18 protein-coding genes and 2 pseudogenes are annotated in these 21,858 nt (G+C 59.0%); 9 read left to right on the forward strand and 11 right to left on the reverse strand.

Going from position 1 to position 21,858, the window contains the following annotated elements; all coding sequences use genetic code 11:
• The first annotated feature begins 124 nt into the window (after window positions 1-124).
• Together RT21_RS06365 and RT21_RS06370 are read left to right on the forward strand one after the other, a co-directional pair.
• Entirely contained in the window at window positions 125-1,525 is a 1,401-nt protein-coding gene (locus tag RT21_RS06365; RefSeq protein WP_046162055.1) for an MBL fold metallo-hydrolase RNA specificity domain-containing protein, read from the forward strand.
• 266 nt (window positions 1,526-1,791) lie between these two features.
• Window positions 1,792-2,883 (forward strand): LOG family protein, encoded by a 1,092-nt coding sequence (locus RT21_RS06370; RefSeq protein WP_046162056.1) that lies wholly within the window; start codon window positions 1,792-1,794, stop codon window positions 2,881-2,883.
• A 67-nt stretch (window positions 2,884-2,950) separates the two neighbouring features.
• Here RT21_RS06370 and recX read toward each other — a convergent pair whose 3' ends face one another.
• From recX to RT21_RS06390, 4 genes are all read right to left on the reverse strand, one after another.
• A complete protein-coding gene (gene recX / locus RT21_RS06375; RefSeq protein WP_046162057.1) occupies window positions 2,951-3,412 on the reverse strand; it encodes a recombination regulator RecX in 462 nt (153 codons plus the stop codon).
• Between the two features lie 5 nt (window positions 3,413-3,417).
• Window positions 3,418-4,461 (reverse strand): recombinase RecA, encoded by a 1,044-nt coding sequence (gene recA / locus RT21_RS06380; protein ID WP_045429071.1) that lies wholly within the window; start codon window positions 4,459-4,461, stop codon window positions 3,418-3,420.
• Window positions 4,462-4,545: 84 nt separating this feature from the next.
• A complete protein-coding gene (locus tag RT21_RS06385) occupies window positions 4,546-5,046 on the reverse strand; it encodes a CinA family protein (RefSeq protein WP_046162058.1) in 501 nt (166 codons plus the stop codon).
• Between the two features lie 92 nt (window positions 5,047-5,138).
• Window positions 5,139-5,564, reverse strand: coding sequence for a potassium channel family protein (locus tag RT21_RS06390; protein ID WP_177327071.1), 426 nt, complete (start codon window positions 5,562-5,564; stop codon window positions 5,139-5,141).
• A gap of 236 nt (window positions 5,565-5,800) precedes the next feature.
• On the opposite strand from RT21_RS06390, the gene mutS reads away from it, so the two are divergent.
• The gene (gene mutS, locus RT21_RS06395) at window positions 5,801-8,371 is read left to right on the forward strand and encodes a DNA mismatch repair protein MutS (RefSeq protein ID WP_046162060.1); all 2,571 of its coding nucleotides are present in this window, start codon (window positions 5,801-5,803) and stop codon (window positions 8,369-8,371) included.
• A gap of 132 nt (window positions 8,372-8,503) precedes the next feature.
• Window positions 8,504-8,827: a ferredoxin FdxA gene (gene fdxA / locus RT21_RS06400; RefSeq protein ID WP_019342347.1), complete on the forward strand. Its 324-nt coding sequence runs from the start codon at window positions 8,504-8,506 to the stop codon at window positions 8,825-8,827.
• A 53-nt stretch (window positions 8,828-8,880) separates the two neighbouring features.
• On the opposite strand, the gene RT21_RS06405 is transcribed toward fdxA, so the two are convergent.
• The 5 genes from RT21_RS06405 to RT21_RS06425 form a co-directional block, all read right to left on the reverse strand.
• A complete protein-coding gene (locus RT21_RS06405) occupies window positions 8,881-9,072 on the reverse strand; it encodes a CsbD family protein (RefSeq protein WP_046162061.1) in 192 nt (63 codons plus the stop codon).
• 89 nt (window positions 9,073-9,161) lie between these two features.
• On the reverse strand, window positions 9,162-10,154 hold the full coding sequence (locus RT21_RS06410; RefSeq protein WP_046162062.1) for a glucosaminyl phosphatidylglycerol flippase: 993 nt from the start codon (window positions 10,152-10,154) through the stop codon (window positions 9,162-9,164).
• Window positions 10,151-10,915, reverse strand: coding sequence for an N-acetylglucosaminyl phosphatidylglycerol deacetylase (locus RT21_RS06415; protein WP_046162063.1), 765 nt, complete (start codon window positions 10,913-10,915; stop codon window positions 10,151-10,153). The genes RT21_RS06410 and RT21_RS06415 overlap by 4 nt, the downstream gene beginning before the upstream one ends.
• The gene (locus RT21_RS06420; protein ID WP_046162064.1) at window positions 10,908-12,023 is read right to left on the reverse strand and encodes an N-acetylglucosaminyl phosphatidylglycerol synthase; all 1,116 of its coding nucleotides are present in this window, start codon (window positions 12,021-12,023) and stop codon (window positions 10,908-10,910) included. Before RT21_RS06420 ends, RT21_RS06415 begins: the two co-directional genes overlap by 8 nt.
• Window positions 12,024-12,201: 178 nt before the next feature.
• Window positions 12,202-13,077 carry a YihY/virulence factor BrkB family protein gene (locus tag RT21_RS06425; RefSeq protein ID WP_046162065.1) on the reverse strand — a complete coding sequence of 292 codons (876 nt, stop codon included), beginning with the start codon at window positions 13,075-13,077 and terminating at the stop codon, window positions 12,202-12,204.
• Between the two features lie 316 nt (window positions 13,078-13,393).
• Between RT21_RS06425 and RT21_RS06430 the strand changes: the two genes are divergently transcribed.
• Together RT21_RS06430 and RT21_RS06435 are read left to right on the forward strand one after the other, a co-directional pair.
• Window positions 13,394-14,665: an oligosaccharide flippase family protein gene (locus tag RT21_RS06430; protein ID WP_046162066.1), complete on the forward strand. Its 1,272-nt coding sequence runs from the start codon at window positions 13,394-13,396 to the stop codon at window positions 14,663-14,665.
• A complete protein-coding gene (locus tag RT21_RS06435; protein ID WP_046162067.1) occupies window positions 14,662-15,903 on the forward strand; it encodes a polysaccharide pyruvyl transferase family protein in 1,242 nt (413 codons plus the stop codon). The genes RT21_RS06430 and RT21_RS06435 overlap by 4 nt, the downstream gene beginning before the upstream one ends.
• 80 nt (window positions 15,904-15,983) lie before the next feature.
• On the opposite strand, the gene RT21_RS06440 is transcribed toward RT21_RS06435, so the two are convergent.
• Window positions 15,984-18,188, reverse strand: coding sequence for an OsmC domain/YcaO domain-containing protein (locus RT21_RS06440; protein ID WP_046162068.1), 2,205 nt, complete (start codon window positions 18,186-18,188; stop codon window positions 15,984-15,986).
• 209 nt (window positions 18,189-18,397) lie between these two features.
• Window positions 18,398-18,806, reverse strand: a pseudogene (locus RT21_RS06445) (DDE-type integrase/transposase/recombinase); the annotation flags it as partial.
• Between the two features lie 1,157 nt (window positions 18,807-19,963).
• Here RT21_RS06445 and RT21_RS24360 point away from each other — a divergent pair.
• The 3 genes and pseudogenes from RT21_RS24360 to RT21_RS06455 form a co-directional block, all read left to right on the forward strand.
• A pseudogene (locus RT21_RS24360) lies at window positions 19,964-20,107 on the forward strand (HAMP domain-containing protein); the annotation flags it as partial.
• Window positions 20,108-20,239: 132 nt separating this feature from the next.
• Entirely contained in the window at window positions 20,240-20,965 is a 726-nt protein-coding gene (locus tag RT21_RS24365; RefSeq protein ID WP_371263601.1) for a methyl-accepting chemotaxis protein, read from the forward strand.
• 351 nt (window positions 20,966-21,316) lie between these two features.
• A complete protein-coding gene (locus RT21_RS06455) occupies window positions 21,317-21,676 on the forward strand; it encodes a histone-like nucleoid-structuring protein, MvaT/MvaU family (RefSeq protein ID WP_046162070.1) in 360 nt (119 codons plus the stop codon).
• Window positions 21,677-21,858: the final 182 nt, after the last annotated feature.

Here is a 21,858-nt window from a genome sequence, read left to right on the forward strand (position 1 = left end):
CACTCCGTTGATGGGCGTTGGCGATAGTCTAGTCAGCGTCCGAGGCGCTCTCTCTGATATGCATCAAGATGAGCCGCCGGCATAGCGGGCATGCTTGGCGCAACCGCACAAACAGGAGCTTCTCATGGCTTTGCTCAGCTTTCTCGGCGCCATCCAACAGGTCACCGGATCTTGCTACCTGATCGAAACTCATGGAGGCGTTCGCGTGCTTCTCGACTGCGGCATGCGCCAAGGGCGGCGCGAAGAGGAAGCAGGCAACCGAGCGGGTTTCAGCTTCGATCCTCAAACCCTGGATGCCGTGGTGCTGTCGCACGCGCACATCGATCATAGCGGCTTGCTACCGAAGCTAGTGGCAGCAGGATTCAAAGGGCCAATCCATGTCACCGAAGCGACCGGCAAGCTGGTCGAGCTGATGCTGCTCGACTCTGCGAATATTCAGGAAAAGGACGCCGAGTGGGAAAACCGGTGGCGGGCGCGTTTGGGCAAGCCAGCCATCAAGCCCCTCTACACCCGGGTCGACACCGAACGCATGCTGGCGCAACGTCAGCCTCATGCCTATGGCGAAGCCTTCGAAGCAGCACCCGGGGTTTCTGTGAGCTTCTTCGATGCGGGGCACATTCTTGGGTCAGCCATCGTTCAGGTCGACGTTGAAGATTTCGGCTCCACCCGCCGCCTGGTGTTTTCCGGTGATCTTGGCAATGCCTGTTCACCACTGATGCACGCACCTACGCCATTGACCGAAGCCGACGTGGTGCTGATGGAATCTACCTATGGCGATCGCGACCACCGTGATCACCAGGCCACCATTGAGGAGCTGGCCGAGATCCTTCAGCAGGCCCACCGCGACGGTGGAAACGTACTCATGCCGTCTTTCGCGGTCGGCCGCACGCAAGACTTGATCTATTACCTCGGCCTCCTCTACCACCAAGGCCGCGTACCTCAGCAAGTGGTCTTTCTGGACAGCCCGATGGCCATCGGAGCGAACGCGATTTACACACTGTTCCAAGAGCAACTGGAGATACAGCCCGGCATACCTGGCGACGACAACCGGCAGCGTATCGAAACATGGCTGCCGATATTCAGGGCGACGCCGACAGCCGAAGAGTCAATGGCCATCAACCGTTTCAAAAGTGGCGCGATCATCATCGCGGGCAGCGGCATGTGTAATGGCGGGCGCATTCTTCATCACTTCAAGCACAACCTCTGGCGTGAAGAATGCCACTTGATCATTCCAGGCTTCCAAGCGAGCGGCACGCTCGGTCGCGCCATCGTCGATGGAGCCAAGACCGTCAAGCTGATGCACCAGCGCATAGCGGTGAAAGCTCAGGTTCATACCTTGGGCGGTTTCTCAGCGCATGCCGGACAATCACAGTTGATTGAATGGGCGAGCCAATTCAAGACGCGTCCGGAGCTCTATCTCGTGCATGGGGAGCTAGACAAGATGCGTGCCTTACAGGAGGCACTGCGTGATCGTCTTGACTGGCAAGCCAACATTCCGGAACCAGGCGACCGCATCGCCCTCTGATGACCGGACACAGCCGCAGCTCAACCCTGCGGCTCACGCAAAGAACTGCACGTATGATGATGGGCTTTCGCTCACTGAGCGTAGGGACCAGCATTTGCGCCTTCGCGCGAGGCTACTGTTAGGCATAGAACCATTGGCCCCAGTAGCCGCATGCCAGGCGTCACCTGGACCAAATTTTGGCGGTCATTTGCATACATGCGCACATGGGAGGCGCCGCCCTCGCGCATGGCGGCAGCAGCGCCGAAGCTTTCTCAAGGAGATCTCGTATGCCTTTCGAATCGGACGATTACCTGTCGCGGCATTTCAAAACCAGTGGCGCCGAACTGTCGAAGAAAATCGATGAACTGGTTGCCTTGGTAGTCCCATCCAGCAGCCAGAACCTGCCGCTGTATCGGGAAATGCTGGTCACCGTCATGCGCATGGCACAAGCCGATCGAAGCCGTTGGGATGCAAAGATTCTGCTTCAGACCATGCGCGAAATGGAGCATGCCTTCAGCCGCCTCGACCAGTTCAAGCGTCGCCGCAAGGTGACTGTTTTCGGCTCTGCACGCACCCCCATCGAGCACCCGCTGTACGCACTTGCCCGGGAGCTCGGCGAGACGCTTGCACGCTACGAGTTGATGGTTATTACCGGCGCCGGTGGCGGCATCATGGCGGCTGCCCACGAAGGCGCAGGCATGGATAACAGCCTCGGCCTAAACATCACACTGCCCTTTGAGCAGCATGCCAACCCGACGGTAGATGGCACCGACCACCTGCTGTCCTTCCACTTCTTCTTCGTGCGCAAGCTGTTCTTTATCAAGGAGGCGGATGCGTTGGTACTGTGTCCCGGTGGTTTCGGCACACTGGACGAGACCCTGGAAGTGCTTACCCTGGTTCAGACGGGTAAGAGCCCGCTGGTGCCAATCGTCCTGCTGGATGAACCCGGCGGCACGTTCTGGAAAGATGCGCTGGACTTTATGCGTCGCCAGCTTGAGGGCAATCGTTACATTCTGCCGACCGACATGCGATTAATGCGCCTCGTGGACAATGCCGAAGACGCTGCCGCAGAGATTGATCACTTCTACAGCAACTTCCACTCGAGCCGATGGTTGCAGGATCGCTTCGTCATGCGCATGAATCATGTGCTGAACGATGCCGCGGTGTCCTACATGAACGAACATTTCGCCGACCTCTGTCTCAATGGTCGCTTCGAGCAGCAAGCGTGCTGTGAAATGGAGCTGGACGAGCCGGAACTGCAGCCTTTACCCAGGCTGAGCTTTGTTTTCAACGGCCGGGATCACGGCCGGCTACGGGAACTGACCGACTTCATCAATGCGAGGGAACACTGGGCTTCGCCATTGGGTGCCGAAGATTGAAGCGGTGCGAAAACAAGATTTGCAAACGGACGAGGCCGAATAGCGGAGAAACGCTATTGAGCCCGGATCAGTCGAGCGAAGCGCCTCGCAGGAGGCGCCCGATCAAGTCCAGCGGATAGCCACGGTAGCTGAGAAATCGGCCCTGACGAGCCCTTTCCCGCTGATCGCCCGGCAACTCACCGAACTTTCGCAACCACACTTCATGCAGTTGCGCATTCCAATCGAAGCCACTGTCGCGTAATGCCTGCTCGATATCCTCTCGAGCCAGCCCTCGCTGGGTCAGCTCTTCACGTATGCGCAATGGACCGTACCCGGCGTTGGCTCGCATGCGCACGAAACTCTCCAGATAACGAGCTTCGCTAAGCAATCCCTCATCGGCCAACATTTCCAGCGCAGGCTCGATGAGTTCAGCTGGCGCACCGCGTAAGCGCAATTTGCGACTCAGCTCGATGCGCCCATGCTCGCGCCGGGCCAGTAGATCCATGGCTGCCCGCCGCACAGCGGCGGGGCTGTCGAGCACGACCGGCATACCGATTAGGCGTCGGCTTCGACCAGATTTTCGCCGACCGGATTGGCCTTGGTATCAGGCGCAACCACTAGCAACTTGTCGCGAATCTGCTGTTCGATCTCGCGACCGATCTCCACGTTCTCTTCAAGGAACTTGGCCGCATTAGCCTTGCCTTGACCGATCTTGTTGCCCTTGTAGGCATACCAGGCGCCGGACTTCTCGACCAGACCTTGCTGCACGCCAAGGTCAATGACCTCGCCATTGCGGTAGATGCCCTTGCCATAAAGGATCTGGAACTCAGCCTGACGGAACGGTGGCGCCACCTTGTTCTTGACCACCTTGACGCGGGTTTCGCTACCAACCACTTCGTCCCCTTCTTTCACCGCGCCAGTACGACGGATGTCGAGACGGACCGAAGCGTAGAACTTCAGCGCGTTACCGCCGGTGGTGGTTTCCGGACTACCGAACATCACGCCGATCTTCATGCGGATCTGGTTGATGAAGATCACCAGGCAATTGGCGTTCTTGATGTTACCGGTGATCTTGCGCAGCGCCTGAGACATCAGACGTGCTTGCAGGCCGACATGGGTATCGCCCATCTCGCCTTCGATTTCGGCCTTGGGCACCAGCGCGGCCACGGAGTCGACGATGATTACGTCGACAGCGTTGGAGCGCACCAGCATGTCGGTGATTTCCAGCGCTTGCTCACCGGTATCCGGCTGGGAAACCAGCAGATCATCGACATTGACGCCGAGCTTGCCTGCGTAATCTGGATCAAGCGCGTGCTCGGCGTCGACGAATGCGCAGGTAGCGCCCATCTTCTGGGCTTCAGCGATAACCGACAGGGTCAGCGTGGTTTTACCCGAAGATTCCGGGCCGTAGATTTCAACGATTCGTCCTCTAGGCAATCCGCCAATGCCAAGCGCGATGTCCAGGCCCAGCGAACCGGTGGAAATAGAGGGAATAGCCTGGCGATCATGGTCGCCCATGCGCATGACCGCGCCTTTACCGAACTGCTTTTCGATCTGGCCCAAGGCAGCAGCCAAGGCGCGCTTCTTGTTCTCGTCCATTACAATCCTCACTTGATCAAGAGGGCCAGAGGCCACAACAACTGTATAAGTAGACAGTATTAGAGCATAGGCAAAAACGAGCGCCTAGCCCTCAATCGGATTTTCTCCTGTCGCCAGGCGGATCAATCCGACGAGCGCCGCCTTCACACTCTGTTCACGAACGGCCTGCCGGTCGCCGTCGAACTGAAAACGTCTTGAGTACCGTTCATCGTCGCAGGCCCAGGCCAGCCACACCGTACCGACCGGCTTTTCTGGCGAACCGCCGCCCGGCCCCGCTACGCCGCTGACAGCCACAGCGTAGCGCGCCCCGCTGGCAGCCTGGGCCCCGCGGGTCATCGCTTCGACGACTTCACGGCTCACTGCACCCACTTCGGAAAATAGATGTTCCGGCACGTGCAGCTGAGAGGATTTCTGACGGTTGGAATAGGTGACGAAGCCAGCCTCGAACCAGGCCGAGCTGCCGGCAACGCGGGTAATGGCCTCGGCAATGCCTCCCCCTGTGCAAGACTCGGCTGTGGTCACTTGCGCCGACTGTTGCTGGAGCGCATGGCCCAGCTGGGCCGCGAGTTCGGTCAAGGTGGACATGAAAGCTCCTGATGCCGATATCAAAGGCTACCTTAGCAGCGCACGTTCTGACGGTCAGCCATGCGATGCCAAACGCGCTCCGCTGTAAGGACTCACCGGACAGTCCAGTGGCGCTGCATTTCGAGAAACAGAAACGAGGCGGTCCAGGTGATCAATACCAATCCCGTCAGTGCCTCGATGCCGGTCAGGAATCGAATGGCGCCGACGGGATGGATGTCGCCAAAGCCAACGGTCGTAAATGTCGTGAAAGAGAAATAGGCACAGTCCAGCAGGCTGCCGCTGAATTCCCCAGCCAGCGTCCCCCAGCCGGGCGAGTGATGCATGAGATAGTAGGCAAAGGCAAACACCCAGACCTCTACCGCATGTGCCGTCAACGCACCGAACACGCCAAACACGATTCCGACACGATGATGGAAATGTGGACTCGGCCTGCTTGCAGACAGGCGCGACAGAAACTCGTAGTGAACCGCCACGACAACCGCGACGACAATTACGTTGACCAGCGTAACGAGGAGCAGATTCGTCGATGCATTCGACGCCTGTTCTAGTGCAGACATAGCAATCCCAAAACATTCAAACCGATGCGTGGCATCTCAGGTATCAGCTCGGAAGGTTGCCCCATCGCACCTGGTACGGGCCATGATAACCTTCCCGGTTTATTTCATCCTGCCCACAGCGCCAGTAACGGCCGTTACCTAAACGGGACCCAGCCGCGTCTGCTCTGTTACCTGCACATCGCACCAAGTCGAGCTATATGTCACAAGACCTGTCCCATCACACGCCCATGATGCAGCAGTACTGGAAGCTCAAACGCGAGCATCCTGACCAGCTGATGTTCTACCGCATGGGCGACTTTTACGAGCTGTTCTACGACGATGCCAAGAAAGCGGCCAAGCTGCTGGACATCACCCTGACCGCGCGCGGTCAGTCTGGTGGTAACGCGATACCCATGGCGGGCATCCCATTTCACTCCGCCGAGGGCTATCTCAGCCGCCTGGTGAAGCTTGGCGAGTCTGTAGTGATCTGCGAACAGATCGGCGACCCAGCGACCAGCAAGGGCCCGGTGGAGCGACAGGTGGTGCGAATCATCACCCCCGGCACGGTGAGCGATGAAGCCCTGCTCGACGAGCACCGGGATAATCTCCTGGCGGCGGTGGTGGGCGACGAGAAGCTGTTCGGCCTGTCGGTACTGGACATTACCAGCGGCCGATTCAGCGTGCAGGAGTTTGGCGGCTGGGAAACGCTACTGGCTGAGGTAGAACGCCTGAACCCGGCTGAACTGATGATCCCGGACGACTGGCCTGCCAATTTGCCAGTCGAGAAGCGCCGCGGCGTACGCCGGCGAGCCCCTTGGGATTTCGACCGCGACAGTGGCTTCAAAGGCCTCTGCCAACAGTTTGGGACTCAGGATCTGAAAGGCTTTGGGTGCGAGCGGTTGACGCTCGCTATCGGCGCCGCCGGCTGCCTCCTGACCTATGCCAAGGAAACCCAGCGTACCGCACTTCACCATCTGCGCAGCCTTCGACACGAGCGTCTCGACGAGACGGTCATCCTTGACGGCGCGACCCGGCGCAATCTGGAACTGGATATTAATCTCGGCGGTGGGCGCGAGAACACCCTGCAATCAGTAGTCGACCGCTGCCAGACCGCCATGGGCAGCCGCCTGCTCAGCCGCTGGCTGAATCGCCCGTTGCGTGATCGAAGCGTGCTCGAGGCCCGCCAGGACTCGATCACATGCCTGCTAGAGCACTATCGCTTCGAACAGATCCAGCCACAGCTGAAAGAGATCGGTGATCTCGAGCGCATCCTCGCGCGAATCGGCTTGCGCAACGCTCGGCCGCGCGATCTGGCGCGCCTGCGTGACGCGCTCGTAGCCCTGCCGCAGCTTCAGGAGGGCATGACGGAACTGGTCGCCCCTCATCTGACCGAGCTGGCGACCACCATCCGGACCTACCCCGAGCTCGCTGCGTTGTTGGCAAAGGCCATTATCGATAACCCGCCGGCGGTGATCCGCGAAGGCGGCGTGTTGAAGACCGGCTATGACGCTGAACTGGACGAACTGCAATCGCTGTCGGAGAACGCCGGCCAGTACCTGATGGATCTGGAAACTCGCGAGAAAGCACGCACCGGACTTGCCAACCTCAAGGTCGGCTACAACCGGGTGCATGGCTATTTCATCGAGCTGCCCAGCAAACAGGCGGAGTCTGCGCCGGCCGACTACATCCGCAGGCAAACGCTAAAGGGCGCCGAGCGTTTCATCACGCCGGAGCTCAAAGAGTTCGAAGACAAGGCGCTGTCTGCCAAGAGCCGGGCACTGGCGCGCGAAAAGCAGCTCTATGAAGAACTGCTGGAGTTTCTCATCGGTCATCTTGCACCCCTGCAGGATAGCGCCGCGGCGCTGGCCGAACTCGACGTACTCAGCAACCTGGCCGAACGCGCTCTGACGCTCGATCTCAACCGCCCGCGTTTCGTCGAGCATCCCTGCCTGCAGATCGAACAAGGCCGCCATCCTGTGGTTGAACAGGTGTTGCAGACACCCTTCGTCGCCAACGACCTCAACCTTGATGACGAAACCCGCATGCTGGTGATCACCGGGCCGAACATGGGCGGTAAGTCGACTTACATGCGCCAAACGGCGTTGATCGTACTGCTGGCGCAAATCGGCAGTTTCGTGCCGGCCAAAGCCTGCGAACTGTCTCTGGTCGATCGCATCTTTACCCGCATCGGCTCGTCGGACGATCTGGCCGGCGGCCGCTCGACCTTCATGGTCGAAATGAGCGAGACGGCTAACATCCTGCATAACGCCAGCGACCGCAGCCTGGTGCTGATGGACGAAGTCGGTCGCGGCACCAGTACTTTCGATGGCTTGTCACTGGCCTGGGCAGCGGCAGAACACCTGGCCAAACTGCGCGCCTATACCCTTTTCGCGACGCATTACTTCGAACTCACCGTACTGCCGGAAAGCCAGCCGGTGGTGGCCAACGTGCACTTGTCGGCCACCGAGCACAACGAACGCATCGTCTTCCTTCACCATGTCCTGCCGGGACCGGCGAGCCAGAGTTATGGCTTGGCCGTGGCACAGTTGGCCGGTGTGCCTGGCGAAGTGATCCAGCGCGCACGCGACCATCTGTCGCGGCTGGAAACCACCAGTCTGCCCCACGAAACGCCCAAGATAACCCCCGGTCAGCCTGCGCCACCTCAGCAGAGCGACCTATTTGCAAGCCTGCCACACCCGGTGGTCGAAGAATTGGGTCGGATCAATCCCGATGATATGAGCCCGCGCCAGGCGCTGGACCTGCTATACAACCTGAAAGCGCGTGTCTAACGGCTGCAAAAAAGCTGCTAGAATCGCGCGCATTTTTTGGATATAGGCGGCATTTGCCTGGTGCCGCCATAGTCCTGCCGAACGGGGGCGTCATTGCAACGCCACCTGACACGCCCGAGGAGATAGCTAGAAATGACCTTCGTCGTCACCGACAACTGCATCAAGTGCAAATACACCGACTGTGTGGAAGTCTGTCCGGTGGACTGCTTCTACGAAGGCCCGAACTTCCTGGTCATTCATCCGGACGAGTGCATTGACTGCGCGCTCTGCGAGCCGGAGTGCCCTGCCCAGGCGATCTTCTCCGAAGATGAAGTGCCAGATGATCAGCAGGAGTACATCCAGCTGAACGCCGACCTGGCGGAAGTCTGGCCGAACATCACAGAGAAAAAGGACTCGCTGCCCGATGCTGAAGAGTGGGACGGCGTAAAGGACAAGCTACAGCACCTGGAGCGCTAAGCACCAGAAACGAAAAAAGCCCGCGCGATGCGGGCTTTTTCATGTCACAGCGGTCAGGCGCGATCAACGCCCTTCTTCACAGTGTCTTTGGCTTCGCCCTTGACTTGCTGAGCGTCGCCTTTGACTTCCTGGCGCTGGCCTTCGCCTTTCATGCGCTCGTTATCAGTAGCCTCGCCCAGACCCTGTTTGGCCTTGCCCGCGGCTTCGTTGAGGTTGCCTTTCATTTTGTCTTCAGTACTGCTCATGGCACATTCCTCTCTGCTTGGGTACGTTCAGTTGACAGAACCGCTCCGCCAATAGTTTCGTTTTCCCGAGGAACGGTTCATCAAGCCATTCAAACATTGCGCGCTTTGGCCAGGCGATCGAACAATGGCCGACCGGCGAGATGCAGAAACAGCGGCGCGCCAGCGATCAAATAGAAGTAGTAGGTCACGAAGCGCCAGATCAGGATGGCCGCCGCGGCCGTGGACTTCCCCACCAACGGCGCAAGCAAGGCCGCGGAGGCCAGTTCGGCACTGCCCGCACCGCCCGGCAGCAGGCTCAGCTGACCGGCCGTCAAGGCCAGCATCTGCAGGATAAAGGTCCAAGCCCAGGCAAGCGGTTTACCCAGGCCCAGCAAGGTCAGGTACAGCACGCTATAGCGCAGCATCCAATGCAACGTGGTCAGAACGAACACTCCCAGCAGGATCGTCCACGGCAACCTGAAACATTCGAGCAAGGCGTTGCGAAAACTCAGCACTTTTCTGGCCCAGCTACGCTGGCGCGTGCCCTTCACACCCAGTCGACCGATCAGCCAGCCGTTGATCAGAAATACCTGGCGATGAAAGCGGCCCAGCAACGCAAGTAGCACCATCAGGCCGATCAGCAGTGCCGCACTGAAGCCAAGCAGGCTGGCGATATAGGTGTTTAACGAATGGGTGACCGCATAGATGAGCACACCCACTAGCGCACAGGCGAAAAACAGCAGGTCGGTAAGCTGCTCGACCGCATAGGTTGCGGTGCCCTTGGCAGGCGGCACACCATGGCGCAGCAGCAGCGCCATCATCGTCAGAGGGCCACCCGCACCGCCGGGCGTGGCACAGATGGCGAATTCCGTGGCGATCACGATGCTCACCGCACGGTGCTGCCCCAGGCGGCGGGGGCCTATGAGCAATCGCAGCCGTAGCGCATTCAGATACCAACCGACGACGATCATGCCCAGCATCGTCAGCAGCAACCCCAGGGGAAAGCCCCGTAACCGCTCGAACAAGTCGCTGCCGCCCAGCAGGATTGGTACCAGAGCAGCCATCAGCAAGGCGCCAGCCAGCAACCACCAACGCCGACTCATGCCGCGGCGCTCGAGGCCAGTACGTGGCGATCAAGCCAATCTATCTTCGTCACCGGTTCGCGCCCGTCCGCCAACAGATGAGTCAACAGATCCAGCCAGTATCGACGCGAGAACTCATGGCGCATGTCCACCGGGTGCAACCCGAGCCGCAACACCGGCGACCGCTGGTACCGCTGGAGCACTCGCTCGCTGAGCAGCCGTGACATACCGCGGCGCCATGCACTTCGAGCACTCCAGACCAGGCCGGGCGCGTCTATGGCTTGGTAGTCGGGCAGCAAGTAAAAGTGGCCCGGGTCGCTGGTATAAGTCAGCCCAGTCGCTGCCAAGGCTTCTCGAGCTCCTGGCCCCAAAAGCCAGGCAGGCGCCACGAAACCGTGCAGGGGCCACTGGTTGCGTTCGAACAGCGCGATGCCATGCCGTAGACGTTTGGCTGACTCTTCGCGGCTCAGCGGGTAGAACTCGCCTTCATGGGTAAAGACGCGACGCATGAACCAGTCACGTGGCGTGCGTGGCGAAGGCGCTTCATCTGCGTGGTAGCAACCGTGCAGGATCAACTCATCGCCACGAGCGAGCCGACCATCCAGCAAACGTCGAAAATCGGCGTGATCCTTGATCCGGTTGCGTCGATGGAAATCCGGCACCACAAGCCATGAGATCGGTATTTGGCCCAGTGCGTCGACCGCTTCGACAAAAGTCCGGTAGTCCGGCCATGTCTCTGGCGCCACGTCATGCAGCACCAGCATCAGGCTGCGCTCAGCCATGCACGGCGACCGGCAATTCCGCCGTGCCCAATACCGCGTGATAGTGCGCCAGTAAGCCGGCGACCACCGCATCCCACGCATGGTGCGCCTCGACATGCTGACGGGCTTGCATCCCGAGCAATCGCGGATCGTCCTCGAACAACTCTCGCACGGTCTGCGCCATCGCTGTAGCGTCCAACGGGCGGCAGAGCCGACCGGTATGGAACGGCACCAGTTCAGGCAATGCGCCGGCGCGTGCCGCGATAACGGGTATCCCACTGGCCATGGCTTCGAGCGCTACCAGGCCGAACGTCTCCTGATTACCGGCGTGCAGCAGGACGTCGCTGCTGGCCATGTAGCGCGCTACCTCCGCGGCAGGACAAAACCGGTCAATCACCGACACGTTGGATGGCACCCGATGAGGCATGCCCGACCCTACCAGCAGCAGATGATAGGGCTTACCCAGCTGCCGCGCGGTTTCGAGCAGTACGTCCAGGTTCTTTTCGCGCGATCCTCGGCCGGCAAAAATCATCAGTCGTGCATCGTCGGCGAGGCCCAGCTCCCGGCGAACTTGCGGGTCACGCAGGCTCGGCCGAAAGGTTTCCAGATCAACGCCCAACGGCTGCACATAGACGTTGTCGACGCCCAGTGAAACCAGCTTTTCCGCCATCACTCGGCTTGGCGCCAGCACTCGGTCGAAGCTGCTGTAAAGCCTCGACACATAGCCGTTCATGTTGGTGCCTAACCATCCACCGATACGGTTGCTCACCAACAGTGGAAGGTCTGAGTGATAAAAGCCGATCACCGGCACGTCGAGCCTGCGGCCAGCATCCAGCGCCGCCCAGGCAGTCATATAGGGATCCCCGACCTCGATCACGTCGGGACGCAGCGAACGCAGCTGATTACGCCACGGCGCGCGTCTTACCGGAAATCGGTAGCCTTTGCCGAAAGGGAGTGCGGGCGCGGGTATCTGATAGATGCCTGCGTTGTGGCTATAGCTCTCACCTGGCACCAGGATGCTATGGCGAACGCCTGCATAGAGCTGCAGACGGCGGTGTTTAGCCTCGAGATAAGTACGCACCCCGCCGCTGGCGGGTGCGTAGAACATGGTCATGTCGGCGATGTGCAAAGTGGAGCGTCTCCGTTAGGTCTCGATGCAGAGCCTTCGGAGCCCGGTTCAGCTAGCTGTCTCAGCCGTCTGTTACGAGGCCACAACCGAGCCATTTGCCCGAAAGATTCTGCAATGAAATCAATGGACCACCGACCTAAGCGGTTGTTCGCAGACGCATCCGCGTTACTTCGGCGCGCTAGCCGTCGACTCGTTTGTCGCCCTCAGCCTTGCCCTCTGCCGAGGCATGTTCGATTACGGCATTCATCTCAGCACCGAAGAGCAGGACTGCCGACGAAATATAGAAGTACAGCAGAAGAACGATGACCGCCCCGATGCTTCCGTAAGTCGCGTCGTAATTACCGAAGTTCTGTACATACAAGCCGAAGGCGATGGAGGCGGCAATCCAAACGATCACAGCAAGCACCGAGCCTGGGGTGATGAAGCGGAACTCCTGCTCGACATCGGGCGTGACGTAATAGATTACCGCCAGCACCAGCATCATCAGCACCACCACGACCGGCCAGCGCAGCCAGGTCCAGAGGGTGACCACGATGTCCTTCAGGCCAACCTGATCGGCCAGCCACTCGATGACTTGTGGGCCGACAATCATCAGTGCCGCGGTAGCCAGCAGAAGCAGCGCCAGGCCGATGGTGTATACCACCGAGAGGAGGATCAGCTTCCAGGTTGGCCGCCCTTCTTCGACGTCGTAGGCCTTGTTCATCGCGTTCATCAACGAGCGCACCCCGATCGAGGCCGACCACAACGCCACGAGAATACCGAAGGAAAGGAAGCCACCTTTTTTCTCCTGCATCTCTTCAATGACAGGGTTGACCAGGCTCAGTGCGTCGGGTGGCAACACCAGCGAAACCTGCTCACGGAGCCAGGTGAAAAATTCTTGCAGATCTAGCAGACCAAGCAGCGAAATCAGAAACAGCAGAAAGGGAAACAACGAGAAGATCGCCCGGTACGCCAATGCCGACGCATAGGTAGTCATGTCGTCATTGCTGAACTCCTTGAAGGTGCGTTTCAGCAGCTCGAAGCCACCTACACCACGCAAATCCAGCATCGCCATTCCCCTTATCGCACGTCGTTAAAAAGCCAAAGCCGTCAAAAATGGGACGGCCCTGCTTTGTAAGAGTTCGCCAAAGAACGCCAGCGCCTGCCGCCCCTCTCCCGACAACCAGGAATTAAGCCAGGCAGTAAGGACGACGGAGGAACTTTCCGCCTCGACAGCGCTCTTGATGGAGTTGCCAATTTAGCGGTCGCTGACTGGGAACGCCTGCATCATCGTCGTTCTGCGAACCGCTCTTGAGTGGACTCGCGTTGAGCGGCAGAGCAACCCGGACGCCAACATGGCTTGTCGCAATTCGTGACAACAGGAGCAGTAAATGAAATCGGCCTACGCCACGGACGCCCCCCAGCCAGGAATGAAAGCCGACCTCGTCAAATACGCCAGGCTCATCGTTACCAAAGGCAGCGGCGCGGGCGCTACGCTCGGCCTGAACATCCTATTGGCGCGCCTGCTGGTGCCAGAGCTTGCCGGGACCGTGTTCTTTTGCGTTGCTCTCGGCATATTCTTGTCATTGCTGGCGCGACTGGGCCTGGACATCGCCTGCCTGAAGAACATCTCTTCCCTGCACGAAGGCCAACAGCGAAGCTACTTCGACCGTGCGCTGATGCTTGCCGCGCTGATGAACATTCCCGCGTTCCTGATCGGCCTGGCAGTGGTGTATTTCTCCAAGACCACACAAGCCTATTTCGCGCATGCGGTGGTTCTTTTCGCGGTTACCGCGCTCGGCCTGTCGCTGCTGAGCATCGCCAGCGAAACCTTGAAGGCCAAGCACAAGACCAGCGAAGGCCTGTTCTGGCAAACGGCCTTCCAGCCTGCGCTAACCCTTCTGCTGGTGGCTATCACGGGTAGCGATCTGACAACCGTTGTGGCCTGCTTTGTGTTCAGCTTCGCACTGGCGATCCTCGGTTCAGTCTGGCGCGCCCGGGGCAGCCTGCCCCGCTCAGGATCGGAAGCTGCGTTGGGCTGGCGGGAGATGCTCATCCTCTGTGTGCCGCTGATGCTGATTGCGGTGATGAACAGCATCATCGAGCTGTCCGACACGCTATTGCTCGGCGTGCTGCGCTCGGCCAGCGAAGTCAGCATCTATTACATCGCCGCCAAGATCGCAGCGCTCTCGACCACGCTGCTGTTCATCATCAACGGCACCATCGCCCCGGACATCTCCAAACGCTGGGCGCAGAACGACCGCGCTGGTGCGTTCGCTATTGTCCGCAAGTATTCGCGCTTCATGCTGGCGCTGGCGCTGATGATCCTGCTCGCCATCGGCCTGCTACGCGAATACATCCTTGCCGTGTTCGGCCCCGAGTACCGCGAGCAAGGCGTCTATCCATTGCTGGTCCTTGCCATCGGTTATTTCTTTGTCCTGGCCGCAGGCCCGCTCGGAATCTTCATGACCATGACTGGCAATCACCGTCGTTACTTGCACAACAACATCGCGGCCTGCGTGATCAACGTCGCGCTAAACCTGATCCTCATCCCGCGCTACGGCGTCAATGGCGCCTGCTTTGCCACAGCCGTAGCGCTGGCGATCAAAAACACCCTGCTCTACGTGCAGTTTAAGAACATCGAAAGGAGTCCGACGCCATGACTGACCGGGTAAACGTAATCGCTTACGGAGCCTATGACCGGCACAACTATGGCGACCTGCTCTTTGCAATCGTCCTCAAACGTTACCTGGAAGCGGATGGTCGCTTTTCTGTGATAGTCGCCGCGACCAAGAAGTCCAATCTTTCACGATACGGGGCGCTTCCCACCGTTCCGCTGAAAAAAGCGCTGGACGCTACCCGTCAGCAGCCAAAAACGATGCTCATTGTGGCCGGCGGCGAGTGCCTTACGGCGCAGTGGGAAAGCATCATCGGCTACCTCGCACCGCAGGCGATCTATTACCCGATCAAGGCGAGCCCCTATCTGATCGGCCATAAGGCGTTCATCCGCCTGAGCCGTATGTTCACTTCGATTCCGTCGGACATTCCGCTCGTCCTTGGCGAACGCGACCTGCCCGGCTACAAGGTGATGTACAACAGCGTCGGTGGAAACGAGATCAGCCGCAAGAAGCCGCTGATCCATGACGCCATCAAGCGCAACCTCAAAGACTGCACCTATGTGTCGGTACGTGACCGGGAAACCTCGGCTGAGCTGGACAAGCTCGGAGTCGAACACAACCTGGTGCCGGATAGCGCGATCCTGATATCCGATATCTTCCCGCAGCAGGTCGACCCCGCCGAGCCCGGTCATATCGTCTTCCATATCTCCGATCACCACGCCAAGCGCCGCATCGAGGCGATCGCTCAGCAACTGACCGAACTCAACGTCAATACCGGTCTTAAGATCGCGCTGCTCACCATCGGCAAGGCACCTGGGCACTCGGATGACGAACCGCTCGACAAGCTGCATAGCCTGCTCGGTGACGAGCGCGCCTACCGTGTAGACAGTGGCAACATCGAAGACATCATTCGCTGCATCGCCACCAGCAAGCTCTACTGCGGTACCAGCCTGCACGGCGCGATCACCGCGCTTGCCTACGCCGTTCCGCAAATAGCATTGCTCCCGCAGCGCGTGATCAAGCTCTCGAGCTTTCTTGAAACTTGGGTTCCCAAGCAGTCGTGCGGCTTTGCAGAAGTCCCGCAGATCAGCCAGATCGGCACCAACCTGGTCAACGTGTTCGGCGACAGCCAGCGCGCCGAGCTGCGCGCGGTGGTCGAAGCCATGAAAGGCCGCGTGCGGGCTAACCTCGACCATATGGTCGAGCTCTACGACGCGGCCCCTGCGCGCGGCGAGAAAACCCGCAACGAGCAGCACAAGCCGGAAGCCATAGCCGCGAACTGAATCAGCAGCCGCGCTGTACCACGAAAAAGCCCGCAACTATGCGGGCTTTTTTGTCCATCAGGCTTCGCTCGGCCGTCGAACTAGCGAACCGGTGTCATTGCATTGGCTCGAGCCGTGTGGAGCTTCCGGTAGCTGTCAATGAGCCGCTGGTGGCGATCTAGCCCTTCCAGTTTGGTGCTGGTAGGCGTCAAGCCGAAGAAGCGCACGCTACCGTCCAACGATCCGGTCACCGCATCCATCCGAGCATCGCCAAACATTCGGCGGAAGTTGACCTCGTAATCATCAAGTTGCAGTTCCTCGTCCAGCTCCACCTCCAATACGACATTTAACGCCTGGTAGAACAAGCCGCGCTCGACGGTGTTGTCGTTGAACTGCAGAAAGGCCTCAACAAGCTCTTTGGCTTCTTCGAATCGCTGCAAGGCGAGATAGATCAACAGCTTCAACTCAAGAATGGTGAGCTGACCCCAGGCGGTGTTGTCATCGAACTCAATCCCGATCAATGTCGTGATGTCGGTGTAGTCATCCAGTTCGCTTTCTTCCAGACGCTCGACAAGTGCTTGCAAACCGGCATCGTCCAGGCTGTGCAGATTCAGGATATCCGCACGGAACAGTAGCGCTTTGTTGGTGTTATCCCAGATCAGATCCTCCACCGGGTAGATCTCGGAATAGCCGGGCACGAGGATGCGGCAAGCCGTTGCACCCAGATCCTCGTAGATCGCCATATAGGCTTCCTTCCCCATCTCTTCGAGGATGCCGAACAAGGTCGCGGCCTCCTGGGCATTGGCGTCGTCGCCATCGGCCGTGAAATCCCATTCAACGAAATCGAAGTCTGCTTTGGAGCTGAAGAAGCGCCACGACACCACACCGCTCGAATCGATGAAATGTTCCACGAAGTTGTTCGGCTCCGTCACTGCGTTGCTTTCGAAGGTCGGCTGAGGCAAATCGTTGAGCCCTTCGAAACTGCGTCCTTGCAGCAACTCCGTGAGGCTGCGCTCCAGGGCAACTTCGAAGCTGGGATGAGCGCCGAATGAGGCAAACACGCCACCGGTACGAGGATTCATCAAGGTAACGCACATCACCGGGAACTGCCCGCCCAGCGAGGCATCTTTGACCAACACCGGGAAGCCTTGCTCTTCCAGCCCCTTGATGCCCGCTACGATGCCGGGGAATTTTGCCAATACGTTCTGAGGAACATCCGGCAGCGCAATTTCTCCTTCGAGGATTTCCCGTTTAACGGCGCGCTCGAAAATTTCTGACAGGCATTGCACCTGAGCTTCGGCCAGTGTGTTGCCGGCACTCATGCCATTGCTGAGAAACAGGTTTTCGATCAGGTTGGATGGGAAATACACCACCTCCCCATCCGACTGCCGGATATAAGGCAAAGCGCAGATGCCGCGCTTTACATTGCCAGAGTTGGTGTCGTACAAATGCGAGCCGCGCAAGTCTCCGTCGGGGTTATATATTTCCAGGCAATACTCATCGAGTATTTCCGCCGGCAACGCATCCTTACGGCCAGGCTTGAACCAACGCTCGTTCGGATAATGAACGAACGCGGCATTGGCAATATCTTCTCCCCAGAACTGATCGTTGTAGAAGAAATTACAATTGATCCGCTCGATAAATTCGCCTAGCGCCGACGCTAAAGCACTTTCCTTAGTGGCGCCTTTCCCATTGGTAAAACACATCGGCGAATGCGCATCGCGAATATGCAGCGACCAGACGTTCGGCACGATATTGCGCCACGAGGCGATTTCGATCTTCATGCCAAGATCGGCCAGGAGTCCGGACATATTGGCGATCGTCTGCTCCAAAGGCAGATCCTTACCCGCTATATACGTGCGCGCCTCTGATCCCGTGCCGGGCAGCAGCAAGGCCTGCGCATCGGCGTCCAGGTTCTCGACCTCTTCAATGACGAACTCCGGCCCGGTTTGCACCACCTTCTTGACGGTGCAGCGCTCGATTGAACGCAAGATGCCCTGGCGGTCCTTATCGGAAATATCCGCAGGCAACTCGACCTGAATTTTGAATATCTGGTTGTAGCGATTTTCCGGATCGACAATGTTGTTCTGCGATAGACGGATATTTTCGGTAGGAATACTGCGAGTCTGGCAATACAACTTTACGAAGTACGCAGCACATAGCGCCGACGAAGCCAGGAAATAGTCGAAAGGCCCCGGTGCCGAACCATCGCCCTTGTAACGAATTGGTTGATCGGCGACCACCGTGAAATCATCAAACTTGGCTTCGAGCCTGAGGTTGTCGAGAAAATTAACCTTGATTTCCATGCGGGATTACCAGAACGATACATTTGATCGCTATTATCCGGCTTCCAGGCTAGATGTCTTTTTCTTTTCCGAAAAAGCAGTTCGCAATCAGGCGCTCCTTCCGGCGGCCCAAACGTCGCTGCGATGCATCGCGACGCTGCCTAACCGCCGGAAAATGAAAAGGCCCGCATCGCTGCGAGCCTTTGATTTCATTGGTGCCGGTGGCGGTGGCGGTGGCGCAGCGCGGCGAGGCTCCAGCGCTCGACCACCTGCACACCGACCTCGGCCTTGGCTTTATCGCGCCGCTTACGGGCCCGCGCCGACAGCACCGCCACGCCATAGTGCTCGGCCGGGCCGCGGTAGCTGGGGTTGATGTCCGGCTCGTAGCGATGGGCCTTGCTCACCGCGTTGCGCAAGTTGTCCGGCACCACGATCTGCGGCACGCCGCCGAGGAAGGCGAAGCAGCGGGCGTGGGAGCCCAGCCAGTCCGGCAACTGCTGCGACCACGTAGCCTCGGCGGGTGTAGCTGGAGGCACCGAGCACCGCGACGAACACCTGGGGCTGGCGTACTTCGCCGCTGTGCCGGTCGATCACTGGCACCGTCTGTCCGGCGTAATCGACGAACAGCTTCTCGACGGCCAGCAGGAACAACATAATCCTATACACGCGTAATTATCTGTATAAGATGCGCACAACAAAATCCGCTACATCTCCATATAGCCACCGCAGCATTACCGCCTTCCAAAAGGCCATGTATCCGCTATGGGTTGGTACGTTGAGATAAATGGCTGAAACCGCCCCACCGCTTGCTCGGCCGTATCACTACCAGAGAACCTCGTACCATGAAAAACCTGAGCTTAACCTTCAAGACGATGCTTGCGCCGCTGCTGATTCTGGGTTTGCTCATCCTGCTCGGCATGGTGGCTTTCACCCGCCTGATGAGTGTCGAGAGCAATGTGCAAGACATCACCCAGAACCTCGCCCCCGATGCCGGTACGGCTGGGGACATAATGGGCCTGGTCTATCTCAAGCGCCTGCAGGTCAAGGACTACATCAAGACATCCAGCGAGCAAGCCGTCGGCGAGTTCGACACAGCCGAAGCCGAGTTGCAGAAGCTGCTGGCCAAGGCGCGCAGCGAAATCTCCGACCCTCAGCGGGTCGCCCTGCTGGAGGCGATCGAGCGGGCCAATGGTGAATACAACCGGGCCTTCCATGAGGTTGTGGTGAGGAACATGAATCGACGCAATGAACTGGTGACCAGCGTGTTGCACGTCATGGGCCCGATCATTGAGCAGAATATGTCGCAGGTGATGAACAACGCCGATGCCGACAGCGATTTCACGGCCAGCCGCCACGCCGGCACCGTGTTGCGCCATCTGTTGTTGGGGCGGTTGTATGTGTTGCGCTTCCTTAACGATAACGATAAGCCGTCCCACATGCGTGCGCTGGCGGAGTTGGAGCAGGCCAAGGCAACCTTGCAGACGCTGCTCGGCGAGTCGCAGGACCCGACGCGACGCAGCTTGAGCGAAGCGGCCATACAGGCGCTCGGCGACTATGCTCAGGCGTTCGAGCAGGTAGTAGTGGTTATCAACGCGCGCAACGCCGCGGTGAACGACATCCTCGACAAACAGGGGCCGCTGATGGCGCAGAGCAGCATAGAGCTGCGCGAAAGCGTGTTCGCCTCGCTGCGTGAGCAGGGCCAGGCAGTCGAAGCGGATGTTCAGCAAACCGAGCAAAGCATCATCATCACTGCGCTGATTGCCACCATCGTTGGACTGGCCGTGGCCTATGTGGTGATGCGTGGCATCGTCGTGCCGATCCAGCAGACCAACGCCATGCTCAAGGACATCGCCGAAGGCGAGGGCGATCTGACCAGGCGCATCACGGTGACCAGCCGCGACGAAATCGGCCAATTGGGTAGCAACTTCAATGCGTTTGTCAGCAAGCTGCAGAACGTCATCGGCAATATTGCCGGGGCTACCGCGCAATTGGCTACCGCCGCCGAACAGTTGTCGGCGGTAACGGTACAGACCAGTGCGGGGGTGTCCAACCAACAACATGAAACCGCGCAAATGGCTTCGGCGATCACTGAAATGACCGCCACTTCCCAAGAGGTGGCGACCAACACCAGTCATGCCTTTGGCGCCGCATCTGAGGCCGATAAACAGGCCAAAGCCGGCGACCGGGTGGTCAGCGCCACGATCACGGCGATCAATGATCTGGCCCGCGAGGTGGAGGAGTCCGCCGCGATTATCGGAAAACTGCGGGGCGACAGCGAAAACATCGGCGCGGTGTTAGATGTGATCAAGAGCATCGCCGAACAGACCAACCTGCTGGCGCTCAACGCGGCGATCGAGGCTGCACGTGCCGGCGAGCAGGGCCGCGGCTTTGCCGTGGTGGCCGACGAGGTCCGCACGCTGGCGCGGCGCACTCAGCAGTCGACCACCGAGATTGAAGGCCTTGTAGTCACGCTGCAAGGCGGCGCCGAGCGGGCGGTGGCGGCGATGAAACTAAGCCGCGAGCGGACCCTGGCCACAGTTGGCCAGGCGCGGGAGGCTGGAGAGTCGCTGGCCTCGATCACCCGCGCAGTGGACACTATCTTACAGATAAACACGCAGATCGCTTCGGCGGCGGAGGAGCAGACAGCGGTGTCTTTGGAAATTCAGTGCAGCGTGATCAATATCCAACAGGTGTCCGAGCAGACCTCGGCCGGTGCCGTGCAGACGGCCACAGCCAGCACCGAACTGGCCCGCCTGGGCGAACAACTGCGGGGGTTGGTCGGTCAGTTTCGGGTCTAGGAGCCTGTCGGACTTGACCGTTAGTTGCGAGGAAAGTCCGGTTTGAGTCGATTTTTCTGATCTTTCGAGGCGAATAGCGCGCTATTTAACTAGAAAGAGCGGCGGAAATGGGTAAGTCCGGCTTTCCGCAGTAGGACAGCGTTAAGTCCGGCAGGCTCCTAGGCACCGATAGTGGCGCGCGGCCTGGGTGGGAAAGGGGACGTATTTGTTTATCGGACACCGGCCGCTTCTGGTGGTAGGTGACCTTCCGTGCTCAGCTCGTCACGCGAAAGCTAGCCTTTCTCCTACCGGGGGGGCACGCGGTAAAGTGGCGCTACAACGAAGTCTCATCCGTTCCATAGAAAGGTGCCCATGTCCAAGCTCGCAGAATTCAAAGCTTTAGAAGCCCAACTCGCAGCACACCTCAAGCAGCTTGATGCTCTTAAAAATGACGGAGAGCTCAAGCGCGAAATCGAGTTCGAGGAAAAGCTACGTAATCTGATGGTCGACTATGGAGTGAGCCTGCGGGACATCATATCTCTATTGGACCCGCAAGCGGATGGCACTACTGCCATTCCGGCTACTCGTGGTCCGCGCCGGCAGCGCCAACTCAAGATATACAAGCACCCCGATACCGGCGAGGTGGTAGAGACCAAAGGCGGCAACCATAAGATTCTGAAAGCCTGGAAAGAGAAACACGGCGCAGACGTTGTTGAGGGTTGGGTCAAGTAGCCCCTGCGACGAACGAGAAGCCAGGTACTACCTGGCTTCTCAATTTTCGTGATCCGCTCTTTCCACTTGACGATGCTCCTCGGATCGGCAGCAACCGGCCATTAGCGGTCATCGAGCGTCTACAAAAGCAGGAATGACTCAAACAACAGCAGCGACGGTCGAAAATAAACCGTCGCTAACCG

This window comes from Pseudomonas sp. 10B238 (genome assembly GCF_000970615.1).
GTDB lineage: Bacteria > Pseudomonadota > Gammaproteobacteria > Pseudomonadales > Pseudomonadaceae > Stutzerimonas.

Excerpts from the sequence above, each read along its gene's own strand:
- recA (WP_045429071.1), bottom strand. The coding sequence starts at position 4,461 with ATGGACGAGAACAAGAAGCGCGCCTTGGCTGCTGCCTTGGGCCAGATC.
- RT21_RS06405 (WP_046162061.1), bottom strand. The coding sequence starts at position 9,072 with ATGAGCAGTACTGAAGACAAAATGAAAGGCAACCTCAACGAAGCCGCG.
- RT21_RS06415 (WP_046162063.1), bottom strand. The coding sequence starts at position 10,915 with ATGGCTGAGCGCAGCCTGATGCTGGTGCTGCATGACGTGGCGCCAGAG.
- RT21_RS06410 (WP_046162062.1), bottom strand. The coding sequence starts at position 10,154 with ATGAGTCGGCGTTGGTGGTTGCTGGCTGGCGCCTTGCTGATGGCTGCT.
- RT21_RS06435 (WP_046162067.1), top strand. The coding sequence starts at position 14,662 with ATGACTGACCGGGTAAACGTAATCGCTTACGGAGCCTATGACCGGCAC.
- RT21_RS06370 (WP_046162056.1), top strand. The coding sequence starts at position 1,792 with ATGCCTTTCGAATCGGACGATTACCTGTCGCGGCATTTCAAAACCAGT.
- RT21_RS06365 (WP_046162055.1), top strand. The coding sequence starts at position 125 with ATGGCTTTGCTCAGCTTTCTCGGCGCCATCCAACAGGTCACCGGATCT.
- RT21_RS06440 (WP_046162068.1), bottom strand. The coding sequence starts at position 18,188 with ATGGAAATCAAGGTTAATTTTCTCGACAACCTCAGGCTCGAAGCCAAG.
- fdxA (WP_019342347.1), top strand. The coding sequence starts at position 8,504 with ATGACCTTCGTCGTCACCGACAACTGCATCAAGTGCAAATACACCGAC.
- RT21_RS06455 (WP_046162070.1), top strand. The coding sequence starts at position 21,317 with ATGTCCAAGCTCGCAGAATTCAAAGCTTTAGAAGCCCAACTCGCAGCA.
- RT21_RS06430 (WP_046162066.1), top strand. The coding sequence starts at position 13,394 with ATGAAATCGGCCTACGCCACGGACGCCCCCCAGCCAGGAATGAAAGCC.
- RT21_RS06425 (WP_046162065.1), bottom strand. The coding sequence starts at position 13,077 with ATGGCGATGCTGGATTTGCGTGGTGTAGGTGGCTTCGAGCTGCTGAAA.
- mutS (WP_046162060.1), top strand. The coding sequence starts at position 5,801 with ATGTCACAAGACCTGTCCCATCACACGCCCATGATGCAGCAGTACTGG.
- RT21_RS06385 (WP_046162058.1), bottom strand. The coding sequence starts at position 5,046 with ATGTCCACCTTGACCGAACTCGCGGCCCAGCTGGGCCATGCGCTCCAG.
- recX (WP_046162057.1), bottom strand. The coding sequence starts at position 3,412 with ATGCCGGTCGTGCTCGACAGCCCCGCCGCTGTGCGGCGGGCAGCCATG.
- RT21_RS24365 (WP_371263601.1), top strand. The coding sequence starts at position 20,240 with ATGGCTTCGGCGATCACTGAAATGACCGCCACTTCCCAAGAGGTGGCG.